Genomic DNA, 26,565 nt, shown 5'->3' with positions numbered 1-26,565 from the left:
AACACTTCGGAAACGGAGATGATCGCCAGACGCATCGAGGACAGGGCATGAGCACCGAGACACCCGTGGACGAGCTGACCAAAGAGGACGCGCGCACCGAGCTGGAACGCCTGGCGGGCCTGCTGGCCGAAGCCAACACCGCCTACCATCAGGATGACGCGCCAGAGATCAGCGACGCCGAATATGACCGGCTCAAGGCCCGCAACGCCGCGATCGAGGCCCGGTTCCCCAGGTTGAAGCGCGAAGACAGTCCCAGCGAACAGGTGGGTGCCGCCCCGGCCGACGGTTTCGCGAAAGTGACGCACGCGGTCCGGATGCTGAGCCTGTCGAACGTCTTCGACGACGCCGAGGTGACCGAGTTCGACGACCGCATCCGCCGCTATCTGGGTCTCAAAGCCGATGCGCCGCTGAACTACACCGCCGAGCCCAAGATCGACGGGCTGAGCCTGAGCCTGCGCTACGAGGGTGGCACGCTCGTTCAGGCCGCCACACGCGGCGACGGCGCCGTGGGCGAGAATGTCACCGTCAACGCCCGCACGATCGAGGATATCCCGGTGACGCTGACAGGCGCGCCCGAGGTGCTGGAGGTGCGCGGCGAGGTCTACATGAGCCACGCCGATTTCGAGGCGCTGAATGCGCGACAAACCGAGAAGGGCGCCAAGACCTTTGCCAACCCGCGCAACGCCGCCGCGGGCTCGTTGCGGCAGCTGGACAGCAGCATCACCAAGGCGCGGCCCTTGCGGTTCTTCGCCTATGCCTGGGGCGAGGTGAGCGAGGCCCTGGCGGATACGCAAAAGGCCGCGATCGACCGGCTGGCCGACCTGGGGTTCCAGACCAACCCGCTGACCGCGCTGTGCGATGGCCCGGCCGAGATGCAGGCGCATTACGAGCAGATCGAACAGCAGCGCGCGAGCCTGGGCTATGACATCGACGGCGTGGTCTACAAGGTCAACGACCTTGACCTGCAACGCCGGCTGGGCTTTCGCAGCACCACGCCCCGCTGGGCCACGGCGCATAAATTTCCCGCCGAACTGGCCTGGACCACGCTGGAGAAGATCGAAATTCAGGTGGGCCGCACCGGCGCGCTCAGCCCGGTGGCGCGCCTGACGCCGGTCACCGTGGGCGGCGTGGTGGTCAGCAACGCAACCCTGCATAACGAGGATTACATCAAGGGTCGGGACAGCAAGGGGCAGGAGATCCGCGGCGGCAAGGACATCCGCGAGGGCGACTGGGTGCAGGTCTACCGCGCCGGGGACGTGATCCCGAAAGTGGCCGACGTGGACCTGTCGAAGCGACCCGAGGGGACGAAGCCCTACGACTTCCCGACGGTATGCCCCGAATGCGGCTCGGAGGCCATTCGCGAGGAGGGCGATGCCGTGCGCCGCTGCACTGGCGGGCTGATCTGCCCCGCGCAGGCCGTGGAAAAGCTGAAACATTTCGTCAGCCGCGCGGCCTTCGACATCGAGGGGCTGGGCGCGAAACAGGTTGAACAGTTCTATCGCGACGGCTGGGTGAAGGAGCCTGCCGACATCTTCACCCTGCAAGAGCGCTACGGTTCGGGCGTGAAGCAGCTCAAGAATCGCGAAGGCTGGGGCGAGAAAAGCGCCGAGAACCTGTTCCAGGCGATCGAAGAGAAGCGCGCCATTCCCTTCGGCCGCGTGCTCTTCGCGCTTGGCATCCGCCACGTGGGCGAGCAGGCCAGCACCCTCATCGCGCGCAGCTATGGCAGGTGGGACGACTTCACCCGGGCGATGGATGCCGCGAAGGACTGCGAAGGTCCGGACTGGGACAACCTTCTGGCCATCGACGGGGTGGGAGAGGTCATGGCCCGCAGCCTGGTGACCGCCTTCGCGCAGGATCACGAGCGCCAGAGCATCGACCGGCTGACGGCACATCTGACGATCCAGGAGGCCGCGGCCCCCGCCACCGACGGAAGCCCCGTCGCGGGCAAGACGGTCGTCTTCACCGGCACGCTGGAAAAGATGACCCGCGCCGAGGCCAAGGCGCGGGCCGAGGCGTTGGGCGCCAAGGTGTCGGGCTCGGTCTCGGCAAAGACCGACCTCTTGGTGGCCGGGCCGGGCGCGGGCAGCAAGGCCAAGAAGGCTGCGGATCTGGGGATCGAGACCATCGACGAGGATGGCTGGCTGGAGCTGATCGGCGACGCATGAGCACCCGGCCCGAAATTCTCTTTCCGCTTTTCGCGGAGCTGGAAACGCTGGAGGGCGTGGGGCCGAAGACCGCCAGGACGCTGGAGGCGCTGCATATTTCCAAGCCCCGCGACCTCTTGTTCACGCTGCCGCATTCCGGCATCGACCGGCGCAAGCGCGACACGGTGCAGGGCGCGGACCCGCCCGGCACGGTCACGGTCGAGGTGACGGTGGGCCGGCACGATCCGCCGCGCAGCCGGGGGCGGCCCTATCGCATCCAGGTCGAGGACAGCAGCGTGGCCTTTCAACTGGTCTTTTTCAACGGCCGCGATGACTACCTCAATCGCGTGCTGCCCACCGGCGCGCGGCGGGTGGTGTCGGGCAAGGTGGAACTCTTCGACGGGATGGCGCAGATGGTGCATCCCGACCATATCCTGCCCATCGAAGAAGCGGGAGAGATCCCGGATTTCGAGCCGGTCTACCCGCTGACCGCCGGCGTGACGCAAAAGACGATGGCCAAGGCGGTGCGATCAGCCCTGGCACGCGCGCCGGACCTGGCCGAGTGGATCGACGCCTCGCAAAAGGCCCAGGGCGGCTGGCCCGACTGGCACGCGGCGCTGGAGCAGGCCCATTGCCCCGCAAAAATCGGCGATCTGGCGGCGACCGATCCGGCCCGCACGCGGCTGGCCTATGACGAGTTCATGGCGCACCAGCTGACTCTCGCGCTGGCCCGCGCCAGGACGCGGCGCGGCAAGGGGCGCGTGAGCGAGGCCACGGGCCGGTTGCAGGCAAAGGTCCGCGCCGCCTTGCCCTATACGCCCACGGGCGCACAAGCCCGCGCCATCGAAGAGATCGCCGCCGACATGGCCGCGCCCTTGCGCATGAACCGCCTGCTGCAGGGCGACGTGGGCGCGGGCAAGACGCTGGTGGCGCTGATGGCGCTTCTGGTCGCGGTCGAGGCGGGCGGGCAGGGGGTGATGATGGCCCCCACCGAGATCCTGGCGCGGCAGCACCTGGAAGGGTTGCGCCCACTGGCGGAATCGGCGGGCGTGGTGCTGGAATTGCTGACCGGCCGCGACAAGGGGGCCGAGCGGCGCGCCAAGCTGGAGGCGTTGCAGCGCGGCGATATCCATATTCTCGTGGGCACCCACGCGGTGTTCCAGAAGGACGTGGAGTTTCACGACCTGCGCCTGGCCGTGGTGGATGAACAGCACAGGTTCGGCGTGCGCCAGCGGCTGGAACTGGGGCGCAAGGGGCAGGCGGTCGACGTTCTGGTGATGACCGCAACGCCGATCCCGCGCAGCCTGGCGCTGGCGCAATATGGCGACATGGATGTCAGCATCCTCGATGAAAAACCGCCCGGCCGGAAGCCGATCAAGACCGCGCTGACCAACATGGCGCGGATGCAGGAAGTGGTCGAGCACCTGAAGGGCGCCATCGCCGAGGGGCGGCAGGCCTATTGGGTCTGCCCGCTGGTCGAGGAATCAGAGGTGATGGACCTGACCAGCGCGGAAGAACGCTTCAGGCACCTGCGCGCCGCCTTGGGCGAGGGACGCGTCGGGCTGGTGCATGGTCAGATGCCGCCCGCCGACAAGGACGCGGCGATGGCGGCCTTCCAGACGGGCGAAACCAGCGTTCTGGTCTCGACCACGGTGATCGAAGTGGGCGTGGACGTGCCCAACGCCTCGATCATGGTGATCGAACGGGCCGAGCATTTCGGGCTGGCGCAACTGCACCAGCTGCGCGGCCGCGTGGGGAGGGGGGAGGCGCAGTCGACCTGCCTGTTGATGTACCAGGCGCCGTTGTCCGAGGGCGGCCAGCGCCGGATGGACACGATGCGCGAGACCGAGGACGGGTTTCGCATCGCCGAGGTGGACCTTGAGATGCGCGGCGTCGGCGACCTGATCGGCACGGCGCAATCGGGCCTGCCGCGGTTTCGCGTGGCGGACATGGAGGCGCAGGCGGGGCTGATGGCCACGGCGCAGACCGATGCGCGGAAACTGCTGGCCGACGACCCCGACCTGACGTCGGACCGCGGGCAAGCCGCCCGCGTCCTGCTGTGGCTGATGGGCCAGGACGAGGCGATCCGCCTGTTGTCGGTCGGCTGAGGCCGCCGCGCCGTTCAGAAGAAATCGAAATGGTCGGTCATGCCGAACTCCGGTACCGGCTCGGGCTCGGGCAGCACGTCCCGATCATCGCTGCCAGATCCGCCTGTCTGATAGCTGCTGACCAACACGTCCGCGACATCGAAAGCCGTTTCGTCGCCACTATGCGACGTTTTGAAGTCGAAAGCGTCAGTGGCAGGATCCTCGGGCGCGGTCTGCACGGCCGGCAAGAGCAGGAAGCTCTCGGGCGGATCAAACACGTCCTTCGCATCGGCTTGACTGGACTGGTCCGGCATCAGGCTAACAGACAGGTTCGGCTGATTCAGTACTCTGCTCCAAACATGGTTATTTGTGTCGGTCATGGCGTTTCTCCTTTTTCGGTCAGTTGACTTCAGGGAGTCGGAAGCAGGGCGGTGCGGGTTCAAGATTTTTTTGACCCAAGAAACCCAGCGCTTCCGGACCGATATCAGCTAACTTCCGTAAAAGTTCGCAAATGTTCTCATAAAGTTCTTTACAAATGCTTTTCAAAATGAGAACAAAGGAGCAACAGAAGTTCACGGCACCAAGGAGCCACCCGATGCTGACCCAGATCTCGACCGCCGCCAAACGCTCTGCCGACACTCTGCTCGGTGATTTCATCGGCGGTGCGGCGCTGGTGGTCACGCTGGTGGGCGGGCTCTACCTGCCTGGCCTGATGTAACGGTTTCTGCCTGCGTATATCCCTCGCGCGTCGCGCCTGCGTCTCCTGTCCCCTTTGACGCGGCCCGATACTGTCCCATCGTCCGGGGTTGTTGCCTCTTCCCCCGACACGACGCGCCGAAGCGGATCACGCATTCCTGCCGCCGCCGCTGTTCCAGCGTGCGGCGGTTTTTTTTGGTGCGCGGCCAGAGATTCTTCGTACGAAGAATCTCGGCGCCCGGATTGCGGGCGCGTGCGCCTCGTGACAGGTTGCGCGCACAAGGAGACCGCAATGCACGACCACGCCCACGGGCACAGCCACGTTCCGAAAAAGGAACGCACCATCGCCATCGCGGCAGCCCTGACGGGCGGCTTCATGCTGGCGGAACTGGTGGGCGGCCTCCTGTCGGGCTCGCTGGCGCTCCTGGCCGATGCGGGGCACATGCTGACCGATTTCGCCTCGCTGATGCTGGCCTGGTTCGCCTTTCGCATCGCCCGGCGGCCGGCGGACTGGAAGCGGACATACGGCTATGACCGGTTCTCGGTGCTGGCCGCCTTCGTCAACGGCCTGACGCTCTTCGCCATCGCGATCTGGATCGTGATCGAGGCGCTGCGGCGGCTGGCCCAGCCGGTCGAGGTGCTGGGCGGGCTGATGCTATGGGTGGCGCTGGCGGGGCTCGTGGTGAATATCGCCAGTTTCTGGGTGCTGACGCGCGAGGACAGCGACAACCTCAATATCCGCGCCGCGGCGCTGCACGTGGCCGGAGACCTGCTGGGGTCCATCGCGGCCATCGTGGCCTCGCTGGTCATTCTGTGGACGGGCTGGATGCCCATAGACCCGATCCTGTCGGTGCTGGTGGCAGTGATCATCCTGCGCTCGGCGCTGAAAGTGGTGCGTGAAAGCGGGCACATCCTGCTCGAGGGCGCGCCCGGCGGGTTCGACCGGCGCGAGGTGGCCGAGGCTCTGACCAGGGATGTGCCGGGCGTGGCCGAGGTCAGCCACGTTCATGCCTGGCAGGTCACGCAGGAGCGCCCCATGGCGACGCTGGACCTGTCGGTGAGCGACGGGCACGATGCCGAGACGGTCAAGCAGGCGGTGCGTGACAGGCTGCGCGAAGACTACGGCGTAGATCACGCGACGATCGAAGTGGTGCGCTAAAAAGCGGCTTCGGACGATGACTCTCAGGCCGTAGCTCGGGCCTCTTCCATCGCTTCGGTCGCGGCTTCCAGCGTCAGCAGGATCGAGGCGTGGCGGTTCTTGTAATCCTGCGCCGGGCGCAGCACTTCCAGCCCGTCAAAGGGCGCCGGAGGCGTCGGGCCGTCGGATTTCAGCATCGCTTTCAGCGCGTCGCGCGCCTCGACCACCTGGTCATAGGAGCAGCCGATGATCGCGCCGCCCACGACGCTCGCTGCCGCTTGCCCCAGCGCACAGGCCTTGACCTCGGCGGCATAGTCGGTGATGCGGTCGCCATCGGTCTTCAGGTCCACCGTTACGGTCGAGCCACAGAGAGGCGCCCGGCGCTTGACCGTCGCGTCCGGCGCGTCGAGCCGGCCGTGATGCGGGATGTCTGCGGCCAGTTCGAGGATCCGCGCGGAGTAGAGCTTGATCAGGTCGGTTTCGCCGCTCATGGCTTTCCCTTTCGTCGTTGACCCCATAGATAAGGGCTGACACCGGCAAGGCAAAAGGTTTTCTGACATGGAATTCGATGTTTCCAGCTTGCGCTTCAACGACCAGGGCCTGATCCCGGCCATTGCGCAGGATGCAGCCAGCGGCGAGGTGCTGATGATGGCGTGGATGAACGCCGAGGCCGTGGCCCGAACGCTGGAGACGGGCCGGGTGACCTATTGGAGCCGGTCACGGCAGGCGTTCTGGGTCAAGGGCGAAAGCTCGGGTCACGTGCAGAAGCTGGTGGAGTTCCGGGTGGATTGCGACCGCGACTGCCTGCTGGTGTTGGTCGACCAGACCGGGCCGGCCTGCCACACCAACCGGCGCAGCTGTTTTTATACGGGTGTGCAGGACGGGCTCGAGGTCGAGCTTATGGCGCCCGTCGCGCCGTGAGTATTTTTGGCAAGAAAAAGCGCGGGTTATAGCCCAACCATCGCGCGGATATCGGCAGGCGTCTTGCCGGCCTGGCGGTAGGTGGCGATGCTGCGCGCGTCGTCGCGCTTGGCCAGGCGCTTGCCGTCCTCGTCGCGGATCAGGCGGTGGTGGTGATAGCGCGGGATCGCGTGGCCCAGAAGGCTCAGCAGGATGACCTGGATCGGCACGAAGCCGAACAGGTCCTCGCCGCGCACCACGTCGGTGATATTTTGGCCGATATCGTCCAGCGCGGAGGCGAGGAAATAGGCGACGATGTCCTCGCCCTTGCGGCTGAGGACCACGTCGCCGATTTCGGCCAGGGCCTGGTCAGGATCGATCCGATGCGTGCCGGTATGCAACGGGCCGGTTTCCTCGAAGTCGGGATAGAAACCGCCGAAGTGATCGAGCGCCCGGTCGAGATGCAGGCGCAGCGCGTCGCCGGGCTGGCGACTGTCCATGCTGCGGTGCTTGCAGGTGCCGGGATAGACCTCGTGGGTGACGCCTTCCTGCGGCGCGGCGAGCGCGGCCTGGATCTGGCTGCGGGAACACGAGCAGGGATAGAGCAGGCCCATCGCGTCGAGCCGGTGCAGGGCGGGGTCATAGCCGGTCAGGTGCTCGGACTGCCGCAGCACGGGTCCGTCCCAGGTCAGGCCCAGCCATGTCAGGTCGTCGAGGATCTGCGCATCCCATTCCGGCTTGCTGCGTTGCAGGTCGGTGTCTTCCATACGCAAGAGGAACGCGCCGTCACGCGCCCGGGCCATGTCATGCCCCAGGATCGCCGAGAAGGCATGACCCAAGTGCAGCGGGCCGGTGGGGGACGGGGCAAATCTGGTTCTGAAAGTCACGCTTTTTCAATGATATAAACGGTTGACTTGATGTTTTGTCCGGGCAGGTGCGGCCCGTGCTCGCGAAACAGCAGCCGCGCCGCGCCGCAATCGAGCCAGCCGTTCAGCGCGCCTTCGTATTGCGGGTCTGCCAGCGCGTGGTCATTCAGGCTGAAGCCCAGAAGGCCGTCCTTTGGCAGCGCGCGCATCACCAGGTCGAGCGTCGAGGCCGGGGCCGCGCCGGTGCCGATCACGCCGATGCAGGTGATGGCCTGGTAGGCCCCCGACGGGATCGGGGCGGGATCCGACAGGTCGATGGGTGTCAGGCTGCGGTAGACGGCCTTGCGCCGTGCGCCATCCAGCATCTCGTGGCTGGGGTCCATGCCGTCGAGCGTGGTAAACCCGGCCAGTTTCAGCGCCAGCCCGGACAGGCCCGTGCCGCAGCCGTAATCCAGCAGCGGCGCCTCGTGCGACTTGGCGAAACGGAACATCGCGTCGGCCACGCGGCCCGGCGTGGCATAGCCGTTCGCGGCGATCTCGGCGTCGTAACTGGCCGCCCACGCGTCATAGAGCGCACGGGTTTCGTCGGGATCGGCCATGGCATAGGCCTTGTCGAAAAAGCTGTCCTGCATGAGCGCAGAAAATCACACGGTTTCGGCGGCGTCCACCTGTGTTTCACCCAGCCAGCCGGTCCAGGCCGCCTTGGCCCGGTCGGTATAGGCCTTGTAGCGGTCGCGCCGGCCCCGGCGCCCGCCCTTGAGCCCGTCGACGGGGCGGAAGAGGCCGAAATTGACGTTCATCGGCTGGAATGTCTTGGCCTCGGCCCCGCCGGTGATGTGGTGGATCAGCGCGCCCATGGCCGTGTCCTGCGGCGGCGCGGGCAGGGAGCGGCCCAGGATCTCTCCGGCGGCCAGCCGTCCGGCCAGAAGGCCCATGGCGGCGGATTCGACATAGCCTTCGACACCGGTGATCTGACCGGCGAAGCGGATATGCGGCTTGGCGCGAAGGCGCATCTGGTTGTCCAGCAGCGTGGGGGAATTCAGGAACGTGTTGCGGTGGATGCCGCCAAGACGCGCGAAACTGGCATTCTCCAGCCCGGGAATCATTTTGAAAACATCCGTTTGCGCGCCGTACTTCATCTTGGTCTGGAAGCCAACGATGTTGTAGAGCGTGCCGAGCGCGTTGTCCCGGCGCAGCTGGACCACGGCCCAGGGCTTCACGTCCGGCTGATGCGGATTCGTGAGGCCCACCGGTTTCATCGGCCCGTGCCGCAGCGTCTCGCGGCCGCGTTCGGCCATCACCTCGATGGGCAGACAGCCATCGAAATAGGTCGCCGTCTCGCCCTCGTGGAACTCGGTCTTGTCGGCGGCCAGCAGGGCGTCGATGAACGCCTCGTACTGGTCACGCGTCATCGGGCAGTTGAGGTAGGCGGTGCGCTCTTCCTCGGTCTCGCCCTTGTCATAGCGCGACTGCATCCACGCCTGGCTCATGTCGATCGTGTCATGGTAAACAATCGGCGCGATGGCGTCGAAAAAGGCCAGCCGGTCGGTGCCCGTCTCGGCGGCGATGGCCGCGCCCAGCCCTTGCGAGGTCAGCGGGCCGGTGGCGAAGATCCAGCGTCCATCGTCGGGCAGGGCGGTGATCTCGCCTTCTTCGATGGTGACGTTGGGATGCGCGCGCAGCCGGGCGGTGACACCTTGGGAAAACGCCTCGCGGTCCACGGCCAGCGCGCCGCCGGCGGGCAGGCGGTGGGTCTCGGCCATTTCCATGATCAGGCCACCCGCGGCCCGCATCTCCCAGTGCAAGAGGCCGACGGCGTTCTGCTCGTCATCGTCCGAGCGGAAGGAGTTGGAGCAGACCATCTCGGCCAGGTCGCCGGTCTGGTGCGCGAAGGTTCCGACCTTGGGGCGCATCTCGTGGATGACCACGCGCACGCCCATGTTGGCGGCCTGCCACGCGGCCTCGGACCCGGCCATGCCGCCGCCGACGATATGAAGTGTCTCTGTCATGGCCCCGCATTTAAGGGGTCGCGGGTCATTTGGAAAGGGTCAGCTGTCGCCCGGCAGCCCGGCCACCGGCAGGCCCGAAGGCACGGCGTCCGGCACGCCAAGGCGGCCCGTGCGCGACACCGGGTCGGTCAGCGCGTCGAGAAAGGTGACCAACATGGTGATGTCCCTGTCCGTCAGGGGGATCCGGGGCAGGGTGGCGGCGGCGTAGATGTTCAGTACCTCGGCCTCGTCCTGCATCGCGGCGTCCAGCCCGGTCTCGTCGGTGCCGATGTCGGGCAGAAACGCCGCCTGGAGGCCGGGGTATTGCGCCAGTCCCGCGCCGGGATCGGCATGATGGCGGATCATGGCGCCAAGGTCGCGATAGGCGCCGTTATGGCCATAAGGCGCGGTCAGCGCCACGTTGCGCAAGGACGGCGTGCGGAACTTGTAGGCATCGCCGGGATCGCCGGTGATCGCCCCGAGGCCGATATCGGAATTGCCGTTGGCCCCGTGCCCCTTGCCCGGCCCGATCTGGGGCAGGCCGATGGCATGAAAACCGTGGTCGGTCTGGAACGTGCCGGAATGGCAGCCGCCACACCCCGCCTTGCCATAGAACAGCGCCATGCCGCGCAATTGGTCGTTGCTCAGCGCCTCGTCCCGGCCCGACAGGAAGGCATCGAACGGGCTGTCCGTGGCGCGAAATTCGTAGGCCACGAAATCGGCCAGCGCGGCGGTGATATGGGTAATGTGCAAAGGCTCGTCAGGGCCGATCAGCCACGCGAAGCGGCGGCGATACTCGGGGATGTCCCAGACCCGCTCTGCGATCTTCTGCCAGGCACCGTCATAGCCTGCCATCCGGCCCTGCGCCACGGCGTCGGCAATGATGTTCTCGCCGGGGTGGCCGGCCATCTGGTCCATCGCGACAAGGGGCAGCAATGCCTGCGCGGCCAACAGGCTGACCGGGCGCTCCAGCAGAAGCTCCTCGGGGAGGCTGATGCCGTAGCGCTCGGTCTTGCTGGCGCTGACACGGCCGTCATGGGTAAAGGCGGTGAACTCGGCGGCACCCAAGTTGAAAAGCGGTGGTGCATTGCGCGCCAGGCGCTTGGGCGGGTTATCGGCGGCGCGCGTTCGCGCCGGGCCAAGCCCGCGGCCACCTTCGCCAAGCGACAGCGACACGCCGTCGCCGCCGGCCATTTCGGGATGGTGGCATGTGGCGCAGGCGATGTTGCGATTGCCCGACAGGATCGGATCGAAAAACAGATCACGGCCCAGCAGAACCGACGTGGCCCCCGGTGTGGGAAACGACGCGCGGTTTGCCGGGTCGGGCAGGTCCGTGGCCTCCGATGGAATGGCCAGAGAGAGGCTGGCCAGGAGGGACCAGATGCCGAAGACCGCCACCCGAGATGTCATAGCGCCGTAACCATAGCGTCGTGCAAATCCCACACGATGCCCCCACCATACGGTCTAGCGGATGGAATGTGGCGACAAAACGGCAAATGCGGAAAAACTGTGGCACGGCTTTGGAAACATTGCCGAGCGCCGCGGCGCCCCGGCAAGAGATCAGTGTTTGCTGGCTGATCGTGAGGTTGGCGCGACGTATGTAAAATGAGATGCTGAAAAACGGACCGGGTGATCCTACTTTGCGTCGTGCCAACCTCGGATAGATAATGACTGAAATGAGGCGGCAATAAACCGCCGAAAGCGGAACAGTGAGGACGCGATTCGTTAACAATCGGTTAATGTATTGTTCTAAGGGCAGGAATTCCGCGATCTTGTCATCACACGGCGTTCAACAGCAGCGATCTGGCGCCCGAAATCCCACCCTGGGGAGGAGTATCTGGCGCAAGATACACTTAATACGTGCGTTTTTCGCCTCAATCCTGGCTCCACTCGGGCGGCCGCTTTTCGATGAAAGCGCTGATGCCTTCCTCGGTGTCGCGCCACATCATGTTCTCGACCATGACGTCGCCTGTGAAGGCATAGGCATCGTCGAGACCCATTTCCAGTTGCTTGTAAAACGCCTGTTTGCCGATCTTCACCGCCGCACCCAGCTTGGCGGCGATGGTATGGGCCAGATCGTCACCGGCGGCTTGCAGCGCGTCATACGGCACCGCGCGGTTGACCAGGCCCAGCTCGATCGCGCGGTCGGTCTCGATGAACTCGCCGGTGGTCAGCATTTCGAACGCCTGCTTGCGCGGGATGTTGCGGCTGAGTGCCACCATCGGCGTGGAACAGAAAAGCCCGATATTCACCCCGTTCACGCCAAACCGCGTGCCCGTGGCCGCCACCGCCAGGTCGCAGGTCGCCACCAACTGACAGCCCGCCGCGGTGGCGATGCCGTGGGGCAGGGCGATCACGGGCTGGGGCAGATCGCGGATCGTGCGCATCAGTTTGCTGCAGCGTGCGAAGAGATCGGTGAAATACGCCTTGCCGCCATCCTCGGCCTGGCGACCTTGGGTCATTTCCTTGAGGTCGTGGCCCGCGCAGAACGCCTTGCCTTCCCCGGCCAGCGTGACCACGCGGATCGAACTGTCCGCCGCGATGTCATCCAGCGCGGTCTGTAGCGCCTCCAGCATCCCGTCACTCAGCGCGTTCAGTTTCTCGGGCAGGTTCATCGTCAGACGGGCGATGGCGCCGTCATCTTGGCGTTCCAGGATTGTCATCTTGATCCTCCTCGGGGCTTGTGCCTTCTTACGCCGGCACGCGCACGGAGGAAAGCATGGCCCTGAAACTGAATGCAACCGACCTGATGGCCTATATCGACGAGGTCTTTCCGCAGGTGAAGGGCGATTTCACCATCGACAGCCTGGAAGAGATGGCGCTGCGCGTGCGCCTGAACGTCGACGACCGTCACCTGCGCCCCGGCGGCACGGTGTCGGGGCCGTCGATCTTTGCGCTGGCGGACGTGGCCGTCTACATGGCGGTGCTCAGCATGACGGGGCGCGAGGCGCTGGCGGTCACCACCAGCTGTTCCATCGACTTCATGCGCAAGCCCGCCGCCAACACCGACCTTATTGCCGACTGCCGGCTGCTGAAACTGGGCCGCGTGCTGGCCGTGGGGGACGTGCTGATCTTCTCGGACGGGTTCGAACAGCCCGTGGCGCGGGCCAGCCTGACCTATTCCATTCCGCCCAAGGCATGAAAAAAGGGCCGGGAAAATCCCGGCCCAGGTGGAAGAGATCCGTATCGGGGACGATTACGGCCTCCAAAAAGGTTTGCGCATTTCGATGTCGGCCTCGCGCGGGCTGAGGCCGATGTCGCGCAGCATGTGATCGTCCAGCCGCGACAGGTGCACCCGTGTCTTGCGGCGTTGCGTCCACAGGACATAGGCCCAGGCCAGCTGTACCGCGATCAGCGACAGGGCGGGCAGGGTGGTGCGGGCCGAAAGCCCCTCGAGCGCCGTGCAGTCGATGCGGGTGAAACTGGTCATGGCGTGTCCTTTCCTGATAAATTGTATTGACACAATATTGTGTGATTGCCACAATTAAGGGATACATTGCGCAATTGTTCGAATCCACGGAAATATTGTCATGGGTACAAATTGGCAGCCACAGCTGACCGATACCGCCGCGCCCAAGTACAAGGCGCTGATGCAGGCCATCCGCACCGGTATCACCGATCAGGCGCTCGCGCCCGGCGACAAGCTGCCGCCGGTGCGTGACCTTGCCTGGCGGCTGGGCATGACGCCGGGCACCGTGGCGCGGGCCTATTCGGGGCTGACGGACGATGGCACGCTGGTGGCCGAGGTCGGGCGCGGCACCTTCGTGGCCAGCCCCAAACCCGTCCCCCAGGACCTGTTCCCGATCGAGGCCGACACCGTCGAGCACAATTCCGAGGACGACGTCTATGCGGTCAACATGATCTCTCCGCATCTGCCCAGCGTGGGGCAGGCGGGGCTGATCCGTCAGCTTCTGGCACAAATCGCAGAGGATCCACCCTCGGGCGTCATGCACTATCCCAGCCGCCGCAACATGCAACCGGCCCGCGCCGCCGCGGCGCTGTACCTCAGCCGGGCACCGCTGGGGCGCTTCACCCAGGAGGACGTGGTGCTGACCCATGGCGGCCAGAACGCGATCACGCTGATCATGCAGACGGTCCTGTGCGGGCGTCGCCCCACGGTGCTGGTCGAGGAACTGTGCTATCCCGGATTCCGCCGCGCCGCCGACCTGATGCGGGCCGAGGTGATCCCGGTGGCGATGGATGCCCACGGCCTGCGCCCCGACGCGCTGGAGGCGGCGGCGAAAGGCCACCAGGCGCAGATGATCATGACCTCGGCCGAGGTGCACAATCCCACCTGCGTCTTCACCCCCGCCGCGCGCCGCGACGAGATCGTCGAGGTCGCCCGCCGCTGCGACCTGCAGATCCTGGAAGACGACTGCTATCGCATCGGCCCGTCCCAGGCCCCGGCCTACCGGATGCTGGCGCCCGAACGCGGCTGGTACGTGGCGTCCTTGTCGAAATCCCTGACGCCCGCGTTGCGCGTGGGCTTCGCGCTGGCGCCCAGGGAGCAGTCCGTGGCGCTGCGCCGCGCGGCGGAGTCGTCGTTCTTCGGGCTGGCAACGCCGATCGCGGACCTCGTGGCGGCGCTTCTGACGCATGACCGGCTCGACGACCTCATGGAAGCGGTGCGCAGCCAGTCGGGCGACTATATCCAGGCCGCGCTGAACGTGCTGGGCGGGTATGACGTGAAATGGCGCCGCGACGTGCCGTTCCTGTGGCTGACCCTGCCGCCGGGCTGGCGCACCTCCGCCTTTTGCCAGGCCGCGGCAGAGCAGGGCGTGCAGGTGCGCTCGGCCGAGGATTTCGCCAGCCGCGACGCGGCCTCGCCCCACGCGGTGCGCATGGCGGTCAATGCCGGCGTGAGCCTGGCCAGTTTCGAGGCCGCGATGCAGCGCCTGCGCCGCCTTCTGGACAACCCGCCCGAAGGCATCGGGGTCTGAGCAGGACCTAGAGCAGACCGCCCGCGCCCCAGGCGAGGCCGACCCCGATCACCAGGGCGCTGAGGGCGGCGGCATAGCCCATCAGCTTCAGCTTCGACAGGGGCCGCTCCCCAAACGTGCGCCCGTCGATCCCCGACACCACGACCTTCTGCGCCTTGCCGTCATAGACATAGTGCAGGATCCACACCGGCAGCAGGATGCGCCGGTAATGGATGCCAGTCGTGTCGGTGCGATAGCGGATGTCATGCACCCCGCGCTTGTTGATATGCGCCTTGATCCGGTTGCGGATCAGCAGGCGTTTGTCCGACTTGTTCGCCTCCAGCCCCTCGGCCACGGTCTGGTGGTGCCGCTCGGCCGCGAACCCGGCCAGGTAACCGGCGCGATAGAGGCGCAGGCGGTCGGGGTAGAACTCGTGCAGGATGCCGTCCCGGATCAGAGGCGTGACATGCGTCGAGGCCGGGACCAGCAGATCGTCGAAGTCGATCGTCATCGCCCCGTCGATGGAATGAGTGCGCCGGTTGTCGCCCGACCCGGTGGTATACTTGGCCCAGTAACGCAGCGCCTCCTTGCTGTCGAAGGTCCAGAACGGGGCGTAAAGCCCGCTGAAATGCCCGTCTTCGACCTGTGCCCACAGGTCCGAGGGCGCGGCGATCCGGGCGCGGACCCAGTCGCGGGCATTGGCCTTCGCGCGTTCCAGCGTCACCCGGAAAGGGATCAGCGCCATGGTGTCGAACCCCATGTCGGGTTGGGCCAGCACCACCGGCCCGTCGCAATAGGGGCAGCGCTCGGACAGGGCAGGGCCGGTGAAGATCACGTGCCCACCGCATGTTTGGCAGCCGTGCTCCATCAGGTCGGGGCGGCTTTTCGGCTCTTCTGCGGGCACGTCCGGGTCATAGCCGAATTCGGTCCGCGCCAGGTGGTCGTCGGGCGTGTCGAGCGACCGCACGTCCCCGCAACTGTCGCAGCGCAGGCCCTTGGCCTCGGCGCTGTAGCGGCACTGGCCGGCGCAGCTGGGGCATTGCAGCGCGGTCTGGATCGCCTGCGCGCCGGGAACCGGGCCCGCCATCAGTCGCTATCCGCGAGCGCCGCCGCGATCTCCAGGAGGATGCGCAGCCGCAGCCAGGCGCGGTCCATGGCGCCGGCCAGGTCTTCGGTCGCCCACCAGTCGCCGATCACCGTGGCCACGAACCACACTGCCATGGCCCAGAACGCCACCAGCGACCAGCCCGCGATGCCGCGGATGAATCCAGCCGATCCGTGCTTCAGCTCGTGCTTGGCTTCGTAGACCTTGATGATCTTGGCCACCTGCGCCATGCCAAGCGCCGTGGACAGCGCCAGAAGCAGCAGCGCGGCAAGCGGCGGGCCGGGGTTGTGAATCAGGCTTTCCATGTGGGGTAAAATAATACCTAAATCGTAAGTATATGTTTTAGCTTCAAAATAACGCGCATTTCCCGCTTGAACTGTGCAACGGAGCCTATATAACCCCGCAATCCGAATTATGACCCTCTGACCTTTGGGGACAAGACCATGAAAACCTTTTCTGCAACACCGGCAGATATCGACAAGAAGTGGATCGTGATCGACGCCGACGGCATCGTTCTGGGCCGCCTTGCGTCGATCGTCGCAACGCGCCTGCGTGGCAAGCACAAGCCCAGCTTCACACCGAGCCAGGACATGGGTGACAACGTCATCGTCATCAATGCCGACAAGGTGCAGCTGACCGGCAAGAAGCGCGAGAAACCCAACTACTGGCACACCGGTCACCCGGGCGGCATCAAGTCGCGCACCACCGCCGAGATCCTGGAAGGCGCGCACCCCGAGCGTGTCGTCATGCAGGCCGTCAAGCGGATGCTGCCGTCGAACCGCCTTGCGCGCCGCCAGATGACCAATCTGCGCGTCTACGCCGGCACCGAGCATCCGCACGAGGCGCAAAGCCCCGAAGTGCTGGATGTGAAATCCATGAACAAGAAAAACACGCGGGTGTAAGAGACATGGCTGACGAAATCAAAACACTCGACGGTCTCGAAGCAGCCGTCACCGATGATATCGGCGGTGTCCAGGGCACGCCCGAGGAAGCGCCGCGCGAGCCTGTCCGGGACGACCTGGGCCGCTCCTACGCCACCGGCAAGCGCAAGGACGCGGTCGCCCGCGTCTGGATCAAGCCCGGCTCGGGCAAGGTCTCGGTCAACGGCAAGGAAATGAACAAGTACTTCGCGCGCCCGGTGCTGCAGATGATCCTGCGCCAGCCGTTCACGGTGGCCGGTGTCGAGGACCAGTTCGACGTGCAGGCTACCGTCAAGGGCGGCGGTCTGTCAGGCCAGGCCGGTGCGGTCAAGCACGGCATCTCCAAGGCGCTGCAGCTTTACGACCCGTCGCTGCGCGGCGCGTTGAAGGCAGCAGGCTTCCTCACCCGCGACAGCCGCGTGGTGGAGCGCAAGAAATACGGCCGCGCCAAGGCCCGCAAGAGCTTCCAGTTCTCTAAGCGTTAAGCTTTGGGTTCAGGATTTCGGGAAGGGCCGTCCGGTGGGGCGGCCCTTCTCTTTGCCGGCCGGCACTCACGTCATCCCGGATCTGATCCGGGATCTCCGCGGCAGAGAGATCCTCGGGTCAGGCCGGAGGATGACCGCCGCACGGGGCCGGCCCCAGACGCAAGGGCGATCGGGAGCCAGCCCCCAAACGCAGGTTTAATTGGGGGCCAGCCCCCAAACCCCCGGGATATTTTTGGCCAGAGGAAGAGTGGGGGGCGGTTCCTGTTGGTCCGGCGGCAAGAGGCACAGGCCGCGCAGGTAGATGCCGATGCCGGACTCCAGCAGATCCTCGGGTGGGAAGGGGCTTTGGGTGCCGGGCGAGTTGCGGGCGAAGAGCGCGACCACGCCATGCGAAAGCGCGGACTCAGCGCAGGCCGCGCTTTTTTCTTGCAACTCAGCCCTTTATCGGGTTCACGGATGGCAAGAAATTCTCGGGGCAGTCAGGTGTGAAATACAGGCGTGAAATCGACGGTCTCAGGGCGGTTGCAGTGCTGCCGGTCATCCTCTTTCACGCGGGCTTTACCGTCTTCGGCGGCGGCTATATCGGCGTCGACATCTTTTTCGTCATCTCCGGCTACCTGATCACCACGATCCTGATTTCCGACCGAGAGGCCGGCGCCTACAGCCTGTGGCGGTTCTACGAGCGGCGCGCGCGGCGCATCCTGCCCGCACTGTTCCTTGTCCTGGCCTGCTGCGTGCCCTTCGCGTGGATGTGGATCCCGCCTGATCCGCTGGAGGATTTCGCGCGCAGCCTGGCCTTTACCGTTCTCTTCATCTCGAATGTCCATTTCCTGGAACATTCGGGGTATTTCGACGTCTCCGCCGACCTGCGTCCGCTGCTGCACACCTGGAGCCTCGCGGTCGAGGAACAGTTCTATATCCTGTTTCCGGCGCTGCTCTGGGCGTTGGGCCGCTTTCGGCGCGGCAAGCATGTCGCGGTCTTCGCGCTTTGCGCCGTGGCATCCATCGCGCTGGCCATCTGGGGCGCGTGGAACCTGCCGGCCGAGAACTTCTTCTTCACCCCGTCCCGCCTGTGGGAATTGCTGGCCGGCTCGATCTGTGCCGCGCTTTTGCTGAACCGTCCACAGATGCGGAACGAGGCGCTGGCGGCAATCGGCCTTGCGCTGATCGTGGGCAGTGTCTTCTGGCTCGGCCCTGACGATCCGTCGCCCTCGGCCTACACTCTGGTGCCGATTGCCGGGGCGATGCTGGTCATCCTCTTTGCCGCGCGCGAGACAGTGACGGCGCGGGTCCTGTCGTGGCGTCCGCTGGTCGGCATCGGGCTGATCAGCTATTCGCTTTACCTTTGGCATCAACCGATTTTTGCCTTTGCCCGCATCCGCGGCTGGGCCGAGACGGTGCCGGGCCTGATCTGGGGGCTGATCGCGCTCTCCTTCGCGCTGGCGGTGCTGTCCTGGGCCTTTGTCGAACGCCCGTTCCGGCGCGCCGGATGGCTGCCGTCGCGCAAGGCCGTCTTCGGTGCGAGCCTTGGGGGCATCGTCGCCTTCGGCGCCGTGGGCTTTACGGTTCTCGCGTTGAAAGGCGTGCCGCAACGCCTGGATGGCAAGGCAGATCAGGCGTATGTCGACCTCTTCACGCCTAACCGACCTGTAAACCAGGGCGCCTCATGCCCCGGCGGCGCGCCCGAGCGCCCCGGCGGTCTCTGCGTGGTGCACGACAGCGACGTACCAAGCCCGACGATCGCGGTGCTGGGCGACAGTCATGCCGGAGCGATCCTGCCCGCCTTCGACGAAATCGCGGCCATGCGGGACATTCGCGTGCTGCGCGGTGTCCGCGCCGCCTGTCCGCCCTTGCTGGGCGTCTATCTCGTCAATGGCGGACGGACGTCGCAAGAGTGTCACGACGAGGTTCAGGCCTTTGCGGAAGACGCCGTGGCACGCGGGGTCGACATGGTATTCCTCGCCGCAAGGTGGAGCCTTTATGTCAAAGGCGACCTCACGCGCAAGCCGCGGCGGTTCATGATCTCGACCGATCCCGACAACCGCCGGCAAAGCGATGCGGAATGGTTCGCCAGCTTCGAGACCGGCCTGCGACAGACGATTTCCCACTACAGGGATGCCGGCATTCGTGTCGTGATCCTGGATCAGGTGCCGCAGCAGGTGGTCTTGCCGATCAACGTGCTCGGGCAGGCGATCCTGCGCGATCTGCCGGAGGCCGAGTTCGAGGCCGATGTCGCGCGCAGTTTCATCGAGACCCGGGTGCATGACGAACTGATGCGCGGCGCCCGCACGATCCTGGTGGATGTCGCGGAAGACCTGGGCGCGGACCTGATTTCGGTCAACGCGTTCTTCGAGCGTGAGGGGCGGTATGCCTGGCTGCTCGACCGCGCGCTTCTTTACACGGACGCGGATCACATCTCGGCCCCGGCGGCCCGCGCGATAGCCCCCTTGCTGGACAAGGCCCTGTTCGGCGACGGACGGATGTAGCGCCCGGCGCGGCCGCAAAAAGCCCTGTCAGCTGTCCGGCGGCAACAGACCCAGGCCCCGCAGGTAGATGCCGAAGCCGGATTCCAGCAGGTCCTCGGGCGGGAAGGGGCTTTGGGTGCCGGGCGAGTTGCGGGCGAACAGCTCCACCACGCCATGCGACAGCGCCCACACATGGGCCGAGACCATCGCCGTGGGCGGGCGCTTGTCGGGCGGGATGTGCGCCGAAAGCCCTTCGGCGGCCCGTTCCAGCACGGTGCGGGCGCGGCCCGACACGGCGGCGAGGTCGGCGTTGCGATTAACGGAAATGCCGCTTTCGAACATCGCAATATAGTGCCCGGGATACTTCCGCGCGAAGGCCAGGTAAGCGCGCCCCGTGGCCGAAAACGCGCTCAGCGCCGTCTGGCCGGTGCCATAGGCGTATTCGATCACGTCGGCGAAGATCTCGTAGCCTTGCCGCGCCGCCTCGGCGATGAGGTCCTCGCGCCCGCCGAAATGGCGATAGACCGCCGCCGGGGTCACGCCGGCCTGCTTGGCGGCCTCGGACAGGGTAAAGCCCGTCGGACCCTTCTCCTCGATCAGGGTCAGCGCCGCGTCCACCAGCGCCTGGCGCAGGTTGCCGTGGTGATAGCCGCGCTTAGGCATCCCATATCTCTGGACCGCCGCAGACCGAAGCGTCAGGTTTTCCCAGCGATTTCGGCAGCTTGCGGCCATAGTCTATGTTCAGCAGGATATGCCGGATCGCCTCAACCCGGGCACGCCGCTTGTCGTCCGAGCGGACCACCGTCCAGGGCGCGTGGGTGCTGTGCGAGCGCGCCAGCGTCTCGGAAATGGCCTCTGAATAGGCGTCCCATTTCTTCAGCCCCTCGACGTCGATCCAGCTCAGCTTCCACTGCTTCAGCGGATCGCTCTCGCGTTTCATGAACCGGCGCAGCTGCTCGGCACGCCCCACGTTCAGCCAGAACTTGAAAAGGTGAATACCCTCGTCGGCCAGCATCTTCTCGAAATCGCCGACCTGGTGAAAGAAATGCTCGCGCTGCGCTTCGGTGCAAAAGCCGAAGACCTTTTCCACCACGCCGCGATTGTACCAGGAGCGGTCGAAGAAGACCATTTCGCCGCCCGCGGGCAGGTGATCGATATAGCGCTGGAAATACCATTGCGTGGCTTCCGTCTCGGAGGGTTTGGGCAGGGCCACAACCCGCGCGCCGCGCGGATTCAGGTTCTCGCGAAAGCGCTTGATCGTCCCGCCCTTGCCGGCGGCATCCCGCCCCTCGAAGACGCAGACAACACGCGCGCCGGTGTCCTTGACCCAGGCCTGCAGCTTCACCAGCTCGATCTGCAAGCGGTGCAGGTCCTGCTCGTACGCCTTGCGCGGCATCCGGTCCGAATGCGGGTAATCGGGCGACAGGATATCGCCCTTGTCGGCCCGGCGGATGGCGTTGCGCAACTCCTCCGGGGCCTCGGATTTGAAATAGGTGCTGATCGCGCCGTCAAATGGCAGGTCCATGCGGCCACTCCCTTGATTTTAGGGCGACTATGGAATGTTAAACAGCTTAACGCAATCCGGCGCGGGAGGCCGCGCGGTCGATTGCCGCGACCGTTGCTTGGGGCCGCACGTGATGCGGCATGTGGCCCACGCCCTCCAGCACCGTGAGGGTGCCACGCCGCAGCTGTTTCGACAGCGGGATCGAGTGGACGTCCAGCGGCACGGTGGTGTCCGCGTCGCCATGCACGATCTCGACCGGCATCCGCAGCCGGTCGCGATACTGCTGCGACATCGCCACGATATGCGGGCGCAGGCCCAGCACCTGCTGACCGTTGGCCCGCAACGTCTCGCGCCGCAGGGTCAGGCCGGGGCCGAGGTATTCGGAATACCCCTTGGGCGCGCGTTGCGGGGCGAACGTGCCCTCGATGCTGCGCTCGATCCGCTCCTCCGAGGCCAGCGCGGTGATCAGAGGCACCGCGGCCGCACCGCCCAGGGCCGTGCCGGTGACATTGTAGAAGGTGCCCAGCTCGCCCGGCCAGGGGTTCGATACACCTGCCAGCAGCACCAGCGCGGACGTGTCCTGCGGCGCGTTCAGACCCCAGGCCAGCGCCACGGCGCCGCCGAAACTGTGGCCCACCACCACCGGCCGCCGCACGCCGATCTGCCGCGCGGCCTTTTGCAGGAGCGCCGCCTGTTCGCGCGGGCTTTCGCCCTCGGTGCTGCCCACGCCGCCATAGCCCGGCAGGCGCTCGGTATAGCCCAGGCCGGGCCGGTCAAAGGCGATGACGCGGTAGCGCGGGGTCAGCCGTTTCGCCAGGTCGAAGGTGAAATCCCGCAGGTTGCCGCCCGCGCCGTGGATCAGCACCACGTCCGGTCCCGACCCCTCGACCCAGACATGCACGCGGGTGCCGTCGACCTCGACAAACCGGCCCAGCGGCGGATGGGTTTCCTCGGCGGTGCGTTCCTTGACGCCGGCCAGCCCCGCACAACTTGACAACAGCGCCACGGCGCCAAGCGCCGCCCAGACCAGCCCGCGTTTCATCAGCCCTGCACCCCCGTCGATCGTTACCAGCGCGAACCTAGCCCGATCGCGTCCATTTCAAAGGGTGTCGTCTGGTAAATCTCGTTGATCCAGTTGCCGTAGAGCAGGTGCGCATGGCTGCGCCAGCGGTTCTGAGGCGGGCAGGCCGGGTCGTCGTCGGGATAGTAATTGCACGGCACGTTGATCGGCGTGCCCGCGTCGATGTCGCGGTCGTATTCCTGTTTCAGCGTGTCGCTGTCATATTCCAGGTGGTTGAAGATATAGAGCGACCGCGCCGCGCTGTCCTGCACCAGGCAGGGGCCGACCTCGTCACTGTCCAGCAGCACCTCCAGCCCGTCCACCGCGTCGATCTCGTCGCGGCGCATCTCGGTCCAGCGGCTGACCGGGATCACGCAATCGTCGGAAAACCCGCGCAGAAACGGCGAGGCGGGCGCCATGTTGCGGTGCCGGAAACAGCCGAACGCCTTGGCGTCCAGCAGGTGCTTCTTGACCCCGTGGAAATGGTTGATCATCGCCATCCCGCCCCAGCAGACGCCGAAGGTGGAATGCACGTGGGTCGTCGTCCACTCGAAGACGCGGGTCAGCTCGTCCCAATAGGTGACGTCTGAAAACTCCAGATGCTCGATCGGGGCGCCGGTGATGATCAGCCCGTCGAATTTCTCGCCCGTCGCCTCGATCTCGGTGAAGGGGCGATAAAAGCTCTCCATGTGATCCGCGGCGGTGTTCTTGGTGCGGTGCTCGGACATGCGGATGAGGCTCAGGTCGATCTGCAGCGGCGTCGCGCCGATCAGGCGGGCGAACTGGTTCTCGGTCTGGATCTTCTTGGGCATCAGGTTCAACAGACCGATCCGCAAGGGCCGGATATCCTGCCGCGATGCCTGATCCTCGTCCATCACCATGACGCCCTCGCGGGTGAGGACGTCGAAGGCGGGCAGGCTGGAAGGGATCTTTATGGGCATGTGATAACCTGTTTGCGGCGGTCCGGCCTAGATAGAGGTTTATCCCGTACGCTCAAGGGCTGCGGCCACCAGCGCCTCGAACCCGTCGGCAGTTGTGACCTGCGAAACCTCGTCGTGATCCAGCGTGATGCCCCATTTCTCCATCGCCGCATAGCGCGGCGCGCGGTGGGCCAGCGCGCGGGCATAGGTCCAGCGGATGAAATGATCGGGTTCAACATCGCCTTCTTCGACCTTGTTTTCGCTCAGGTATTCCGCCCAGGCGGCCGCCAGGAACTCGGGCTGATAACACATCGGCTTGGGCGCGCGGTCGAACCGGCGGATCAGCTCCTGCCGGTGCGCTTCATTGCCCTTCAGCCCGATCAAAAGACAGTGAGAGGCCAGTTCCGTCAGGATCGGGTCGTCCGGGTCGTCGCCATCCACCCATTCGCAGATCGACCCGCCGGTATCGCAGACGAAATGCGGATAGCCGTAAAGCCGTTCGGCGCGGTCGATGAAATGGCCGGTGTCCATCAGCGCGTTCACTTCGGCCCGACGAAACTGCTCCTGCCGGATGCGGTACTCGTCGATGGGCAGACCGCCCTTGTCCGGGTCGCCGGGTTTTCCCAGGTAAGTGGAGACCGGCGACAGGTTGTCGAAGGTGATGTTCGAGCCGATGTAGATCGAGTCGGACTTCAGCAGATCACGCAGGAAGGGCACCTTCATCGCGTGGGCCTTGGCGTTGTCGGCGATCAGCTCGCCCATGTAGCGCGTGCCGATCCGGTAATCTATGGAATAGTGAAACCACGTGCCCGCATCGCGCAGCATGTTGGACAGGTGCGTCTTGCCCAGCCCCGACATGCCATAGAACAGCACCCGTTTGTGCGGCGCATCCCGCCATGCCTTCGCGGTCTTGTAAATCATGGTCGCGGCTCTCCTTTGAGCCGCTTTGGTAGCCAGCACCGCGCGGGGCGTCAAACCTCAAAGCGGTATGGCCAAAAGAAAAACCCCGCCGAATGGGGCGGCGGGGTTTTCCGAAGTTGCTTGACGACAGACGTCAGAACTTGAAGCCGACCTGGGTGCCGACGGCAATGGCGTCGCTGCCGGTAAACCCGGTGACCGAGCTGTTGGCGCTGCCGACGTCGATATACCGGATGCCCGACGTGATCTCCCACGATTCGGTCTCGTAGGTCACGGCCAGACCATAGCTGACATAGCCGTCCGTGCCCGAAAGGTTGCCGACGACGTCGCCGTTGTCCTTTTCATAGCCGATGATCGCCGCACCGCTCCAGTTCTCGCTGAACCGCCGGCCAAGACCCAGCTCGTAGGTCCAGATATCGCTGGTGCCGCTGGCAATAGATGTGTTCACCGGCGGCGTGCCCGGCACTGGCGAGTAGGAAAAGAAATCCGCCGGTTGCACGTTGAAGGCCGTCCATTCACGCCACCTGATCGACCCGAACAGCAGCGTGTCGGGCGCGATCCCCGAGCGGGCGTGCAAGGTTACGGCCTGGGGAATTTCCACGTCGAACGGCGTGCCGTTGTTGTCGCGGAACGAATGCTCGATCTTCGACTCGTAGGTCAGCGCAAAGCGCATGGCCAGTTCGGGCCGTTCGTAGGCCGCACCAACCAGGTAGCCAAGCTGAAAGTCGTTATCGACGCTCAGCGTGTAGGGGCCAGGGCCTCCGGCGGGCCCGGTGGCGGGCGAGATGACCGTGATGTCGCCTTTCAGACCCTGATAGCGGACACCGCCATAGACGCTGATGTTGTCCACGACCTCGTACTTGGCCATGGCCGTGAACGCGATCGAAGACACTTCGGCGTTCGAGGCGCCGAAGAATGCGCCGGTGCCCGGGCCGGTATAGGGGGCCGTCCGATAGTTCACCGATGCGCCCACCGGCTCGTCGATGACAAAGGCCAGCGCCAGGCGGTCATTGAACTGGTGCTTGAAGCCCAGGGCATAGCTTTCATAGCTGTTTTGGATGTTGCCGGTCGGGGTTGCCCCGATCGCCGCGGCGGTTCCGATCGGCGGGCCCGAAACATTCGGGTGCACCGTCGCCGCCGAGAATTGCAGATAGTTCCTGCCCTCTTCGAACAGGATTTGCGATGGGTCACCGCGGCGTTCGATTCCGCCTGCTGAGGCGGCAGAGGCAGTTGCGGTGAGCGCGCAGGCTGCCAAAGCTAGATTTTTCATGAGTTCCTCTCCTCCAGAACATGACTTCACACTACTGTTACGTGTGAAAATCGGTCAATTTTTACGCGACGTCATGAAACGAGGAGCAGGGGTGCGGCATGCAAGAATGTCACAGCTATGGGCTGTTCCGAACCGAGTGGTTTAGCTTTTGCGGGTTTCCGACCAGAGGTTGAGGTAATTCGCCCCGAAGATCAGTATGGCACCCACGAAGACATAGATGCTGACCGCCTCGCCGTAGACCAGCAGTCCGACGATGGCGATCACCGGCAGGCGCATGAAGTCGATCGGGCTGACCAGCGTGGCGGGGGCCAGCGACAGGGCCGAGGTGATGCAGAAATGCGCCGTCAGCCCGCAGATGCCGATGGCCACCAGCCACGGCAGGCTGGTGCCCGAGGGCAGAGCGATGTCGCCGTCGAAGCCGGCGCAGATCAGCCCGAACACCGCCTGCATGACCGTCATGTAGAACAGGATGCACGCCAGCGATTCCGTGCGCGTCAGCCGCTTGGCGAAGATGTATGTCCCGGCAAATCCGATGGCGCAGGCCGCCGCGGCCGCGGTGCCGATGTTCAGCGTCTCGGGCGTGGGGCGCGCCACGATCAGGATACCGACAAAGCCCAGCACGGCGGCGATGACCCGCATCCGCGTCATCCGTTCGTCCAGCATCAGCGGCGACAGGATCAGCACCCACAGGGGTGTGGTGAATTCCAGCGCGAAGACCTGCGCCAGCGGGATCATGGTGATGGCGAAGAACCACAGGTTCTGTCCGGTGAAATGAAAGATGTTGCGCAGAAGATGCGTGCCGGTCTTTCGCGTCGGCAGCTCGTGCAGGCGTCCCTGAACCAGCACGAACGCCATCACGACGGCCAGACCGACGAAGCTGCGAAACATCATGATTTCAAATGTATCCAGCTCGAAGCTCACCTGTCGCCCGGCCACGGCCATCAGGGTAAAGGACGCCACGGCCCCCAGCATAAAAACGCCCGCGCGCAGGACGGACGCCGCGGTGTCCCGCGGCGGGTTTTGCAGGTTGTCGGTCATCTGGTCCCCGGATCGGCTGAAGGATCATGGCGCGCAACGGACCGGTCCGGCAGATGCCGGGGCCCGCTGGCGCTGACACGTTCTCTAAAGAGCCGCAGGGCGCTTTCCAAGGGCAGAGTGCGGTTTTGGGGATGCGCTC

General features: G+C 65.4%; 27 protein-coding genes and 1 pseudogene. 10 read left to right on the top strand and 18 right to left on the bottom strand.

Annotated elements, in window-relative coordinates:
* Positions 1-47 precede the first annotated feature (47 nt).
* Positions 48-2,168 carry an NAD-dependent DNA ligase LigA gene (gene ligA / locus FIU85_RS01345; RefSeq protein WP_152495565.1) on the top strand — a complete coding sequence of 707 codons (2,121 nt, stop codon included), beginning with the start codon at positions 48-50 and terminating at the stop codon, positions 2,166-2,168.
* Positions 2,165-4,255 carry an ATP-dependent DNA helicase RecG gene (gene recG, locus FIU85_RS01340; RefSeq protein WP_152495564.1) on the top strand — a complete coding sequence of 697 codons (2,091 nt, stop codon included), beginning with the start codon at positions 2,165-2,167 and terminating at the stop codon, positions 4,253-4,255. Before ligA ends, recG begins: the two co-directional genes overlap by 4 nt.
* A 14-nt stretch (positions 4,256-4,269) precedes the next feature.
* Here the strand turns inward: recG and FIU85_RS01335 are convergent, their stop codons facing one another.
* Positions 4,270-4,614, bottom strand: coding sequence for a hypothetical protein (locus FIU85_RS01335; RefSeq protein WP_152495563.1), 345 nt, complete (start codon positions 4,612-4,614; stop codon positions 4,270-4,272).
* A gap of 215 nt (positions 4,615-4,829) precedes the next feature.
* Between FIU85_RS01335 and FIU85_RS22460 the strand changes: the two genes are divergently transcribed.
* Together FIU85_RS22460 and FIU85_RS01330 are read left to right on the top strand one after the other, a co-directional pair.
* The gene (locus FIU85_RS22460; RefSeq protein ID WP_261391185.1) at positions 4,830-4,952 is read left to right on the top strand and encodes a hypothetical protein; all 123 of its coding nucleotides are present in this window, start codon (positions 4,830-4,832) and stop codon (positions 4,950-4,952) included.
* Positions 4,953-5,222: 270 nt separating this feature from the next.
* Positions 5,223-6,089, top strand: coding sequence for a cation diffusion facilitator family transporter (locus FIU85_RS01330; protein ID WP_152495562.1), 867 nt, complete (start codon positions 5,223-5,225; stop codon positions 6,087-6,089).
* A gap of 23 nt (positions 6,090-6,112) precedes the next feature.
* On the opposite strand, the gene FIU85_RS01325 is transcribed toward FIU85_RS01330, so the two are convergent.
* Positions 6,113-6,559, bottom strand: a complete 447-nt coding sequence (locus tag FIU85_RS01325) for an iron-sulfur cluster assembly scaffold protein (RefSeq protein ID WP_152495561.1) — start codon at positions 6,557-6,559, stop codon at positions 6,113-6,115.
* A gap of 67 nt (positions 6,560-6,626) precedes the next feature.
* Between FIU85_RS01325 and hisI the strand changes: the two genes are divergently transcribed.
* Complete coding sequence (gene hisI, locus FIU85_RS01320; protein ID WP_152492416.1) at positions 6,627-6,989, top strand: phosphoribosyl-AMP cyclohydrolase; 363 nt, start codon at positions 6,627-6,629, stop codon at positions 6,987-6,989.
* 26 nt (positions 6,990-7,015) lie between these two features.
* On the opposite strand, the gene gluQRS is transcribed toward hisI, so the two are convergent.
* The 5 genes from gluQRS to FIU85_RS01295 all read right to left on the bottom strand — a co-directional run bounded on the left by gluQRS (position 7,016) and on the right by FIU85_RS01295 (position 12,485).
* A complete protein-coding gene (gene gluQRS / locus FIU85_RS01315) occupies positions 7,016-7,855 on the bottom strand; it encodes a tRNA glutamyl-Q(34) synthetase GluQRS (protein WP_152495560.1) in 840 nt (279 codons plus the stop codon).
* Positions 7,852-8,466: a class I SAM-dependent methyltransferase gene (locus FIU85_RS01310; protein WP_152495559.1), complete on the bottom strand. Its 615-nt coding sequence runs from the start codon at positions 8,464-8,466 to the stop codon at positions 7,852-7,854. The genes gluQRS and FIU85_RS01310 overlap by 4 nt, the downstream gene beginning before the upstream one ends.
* 12 nt (positions 8,467-8,478) lie before the next feature.
* The gene (trmFO, locus tag FIU85_RS01305) at positions 8,479-9,843 is read right to left on the bottom strand and encodes a methylenetetrahydrofolate--tRNA-(uracil(54)-C(5))-methyltransferase (FADH(2)-oxidizing) TrmFO (protein ID WP_152495558.1); all 1,365 of its coding nucleotides are present in this window, start codon (positions 9,841-9,843) and stop codon (positions 8,479-8,481) included.
* 39 nt (positions 9,844-9,882) lie between these two features.
* Positions 9,883-11,232, bottom strand: coding sequence for a cytochrome-c peroxidase (locus tag FIU85_RS01300; protein ID WP_152495557.1), 1,350 nt, complete (start codon positions 11,230-11,232; stop codon positions 9,883-9,885).
* Positions 11,233-11,696: 464 nt separating this feature from the next.
* Complete coding sequence (locus FIU85_RS01295) at positions 11,697-12,485, bottom strand: enoyl-CoA hydratase (protein WP_152495556.1); 789 nt, start codon at positions 12,483-12,485, stop codon at positions 11,697-11,699.
* Positions 12,486-12,541: 56 nt separating this feature from the next.
* On the opposite strand from FIU85_RS01295, the gene FIU85_RS01290 reads away from it, so the two are divergent.
* Positions 12,542-12,964 carry a PaaI family thioesterase gene (locus FIU85_RS01290; RefSeq protein WP_152492422.1) on the top strand — a complete coding sequence of 141 codons (423 nt, stop codon included), beginning with the start codon at positions 12,542-12,544 and terminating at the stop codon, positions 12,962-12,964.
* Positions 12,965-13,018: 54 nt separating this feature from the next.
* Here FIU85_RS01290 and FIU85_RS01285 read toward each other — a convergent pair whose 3' ends face one another.
* The gene (locus FIU85_RS01285) at positions 13,019-13,252 is read right to left on the bottom strand and encodes a DUF1127 domain-containing protein (RefSeq protein WP_152495555.1); all 234 of its coding nucleotides are present in this window, start codon (positions 13,250-13,252) and stop codon (positions 13,019-13,021) included.
* A gap of 100 nt (positions 13,253-13,352) precedes the next feature.
* Here FIU85_RS01285 and FIU85_RS01280 point away from each other — a divergent pair, with 100 nt between their 5' ends.
* Complete coding sequence (locus FIU85_RS01280) at positions 13,353-14,762, top strand: PLP-dependent aminotransferase family protein (protein ID WP_152492424.1); 1,410 nt, start codon at positions 13,353-13,355, stop codon at positions 14,760-14,762.
* A gap of 7 nt (positions 14,763-14,769) precedes the next feature.
* Here the strand turns inward: FIU85_RS01280 and FIU85_RS01275 are convergent, their stop codons facing one another.
* Positions 14,770-15,828: a hypothetical protein gene (locus tag FIU85_RS01275; protein WP_152495554.1), complete on the bottom strand. Its 1,059-nt coding sequence runs from the start codon at positions 15,826-15,828 to the stop codon at positions 14,770-14,772.
* On the bottom strand, positions 15,828-16,151 hold the full coding sequence (locus FIU85_RS01270; RefSeq protein ID WP_152492426.1) for a hypothetical protein: 324 nt from the start codon (positions 16,149-16,151) through the stop codon (positions 15,828-15,830). The genes FIU85_RS01275 and FIU85_RS01270 overlap by 1 nt, the downstream gene beginning before the upstream one ends.
* A gap of 138 nt (positions 16,152-16,289) precedes the next feature.
* Here FIU85_RS01270 and rplM point away from each other — a divergent pair, with 138 nt between their 5' ends.
* Together rplM and rpsI are read left to right on the top strand one after the other, a co-directional pair.
* The gene (rplM, locus tag FIU85_RS01265; RefSeq protein WP_057789221.1) at positions 16,290-16,748 is read left to right on the top strand and encodes a 50S ribosomal protein L13; all 459 of its coding nucleotides are present in this window, start codon (positions 16,290-16,292) and stop codon (positions 16,746-16,748) included.
* 5 nt (positions 16,749-16,753) lie between these two features.
* Entirely contained in the window at positions 16,754-17,251 is a 498-nt protein-coding gene (gene rpsI, locus FIU85_RS01260; protein WP_057789222.1) for a 30S ribosomal protein S9, read from the top strand.
* A 267-nt stretch (positions 17,252-17,518) separates the two neighbouring features.
* On the opposite strand, the pseudogene FIU85_RS01255 reads toward rpsI, so the two are convergent.
* Positions 17,519-17,650 (bottom strand): annotated as a pseudogene (locus tag FIU85_RS01255) (TetR/AcrR family transcriptional regulator); the annotation flags it as partial.
* Positions 17,651-17,736: 86 nt separating this feature from the next.
* Between FIU85_RS01255 and FIU85_RS01250 the strand changes: the two are divergent.
* Entirely contained in the window at positions 17,737-19,737 is a 2,001-nt protein-coding gene (locus FIU85_RS01250; RefSeq protein WP_172978763.1) for an acyltransferase family protein, read from the top strand.
* A gap of 27 nt (positions 19,738-19,764) precedes the next feature.
* On the opposite strand, the gene FIU85_RS01245 is transcribed toward FIU85_RS01250, so the two are convergent.
* The 7 genes from FIU85_RS01245 to FIU85_RS01215 all read right to left on the bottom strand — a co-directional run bounded on the left by FIU85_RS01245 (position 19,765) and on the right by FIU85_RS01215 (position 26,426).
* Entirely contained in the window at positions 19,765-20,379 is a 615-nt protein-coding gene (locus FIU85_RS01245; protein WP_152492429.1) for a TetR/AcrR family transcriptional regulator, read from the bottom strand.
* On the bottom strand, positions 20,372-21,241 hold the full coding sequence (ppk2, locus tag FIU85_RS01240; protein WP_152492430.1) for a polyphosphate kinase 2: 870 nt from the start codon (positions 21,239-21,241) through the stop codon (positions 20,372-20,374). Before ppk2 ends, FIU85_RS01245 begins: the two co-directional genes overlap by 8 nt.
* 46 nt (positions 21,242-21,287) lie before the next feature.
* Positions 21,288-22,262, bottom strand: a complete 975-nt coding sequence (locus tag FIU85_RS01235) for an alpha/beta fold hydrolase (RefSeq protein WP_152492431.1) — start codon at positions 22,260-22,262, stop codon at positions 21,288-21,290.
* 23 nt (positions 22,263-22,285) lie between these two features.
* A complete protein-coding gene (metA, locus tag FIU85_RS01230) occupies positions 22,286-23,221 on the bottom strand; it encodes a homoserine O-succinyltransferase (protein ID WP_152492432.1) in 936 nt (311 codons plus the stop codon).
* Positions 23,222-23,260: 39 nt separating this feature from the next.
* Entirely contained in the window at positions 23,261-24,121 is an 861-nt protein-coding gene (locus FIU85_RS01225; protein WP_152495552.1) for an ATPase, read from the bottom strand.
* 133 nt (positions 24,122-24,254) lie between these two features.
* Entirely contained in the window at positions 24,255-25,388 is a 1,134-nt protein-coding gene (locus FIU85_RS01220; RefSeq protein WP_152495551.1) for an outer membrane protein transport protein, read from the bottom strand.
* Positions 25,389-25,529: 141 nt separating this feature from the next.
* On the bottom strand, positions 25,530-26,426 hold the full coding sequence (locus tag FIU85_RS01215) for a DMT family transporter (protein ID WP_254702970.1): 897 nt from the start codon (positions 26,424-26,426) through the stop codon (positions 25,530-25,532).
* Positions 26,427-26,565 lie beyond the last annotated feature (139 nt).

The sequence above is a fragment of the Roseovarius sp. THAF8 genome, assembly GCF_009363735.1.
Classification (GTDB): Bacteria; Pseudomonadota; Alphaproteobacteria; order Rhodobacterales; family Rhodobacteraceae; genus Roseovarius.
This window is presented reverse-complemented; position numbering and strand designations above follow the sequence as displayed.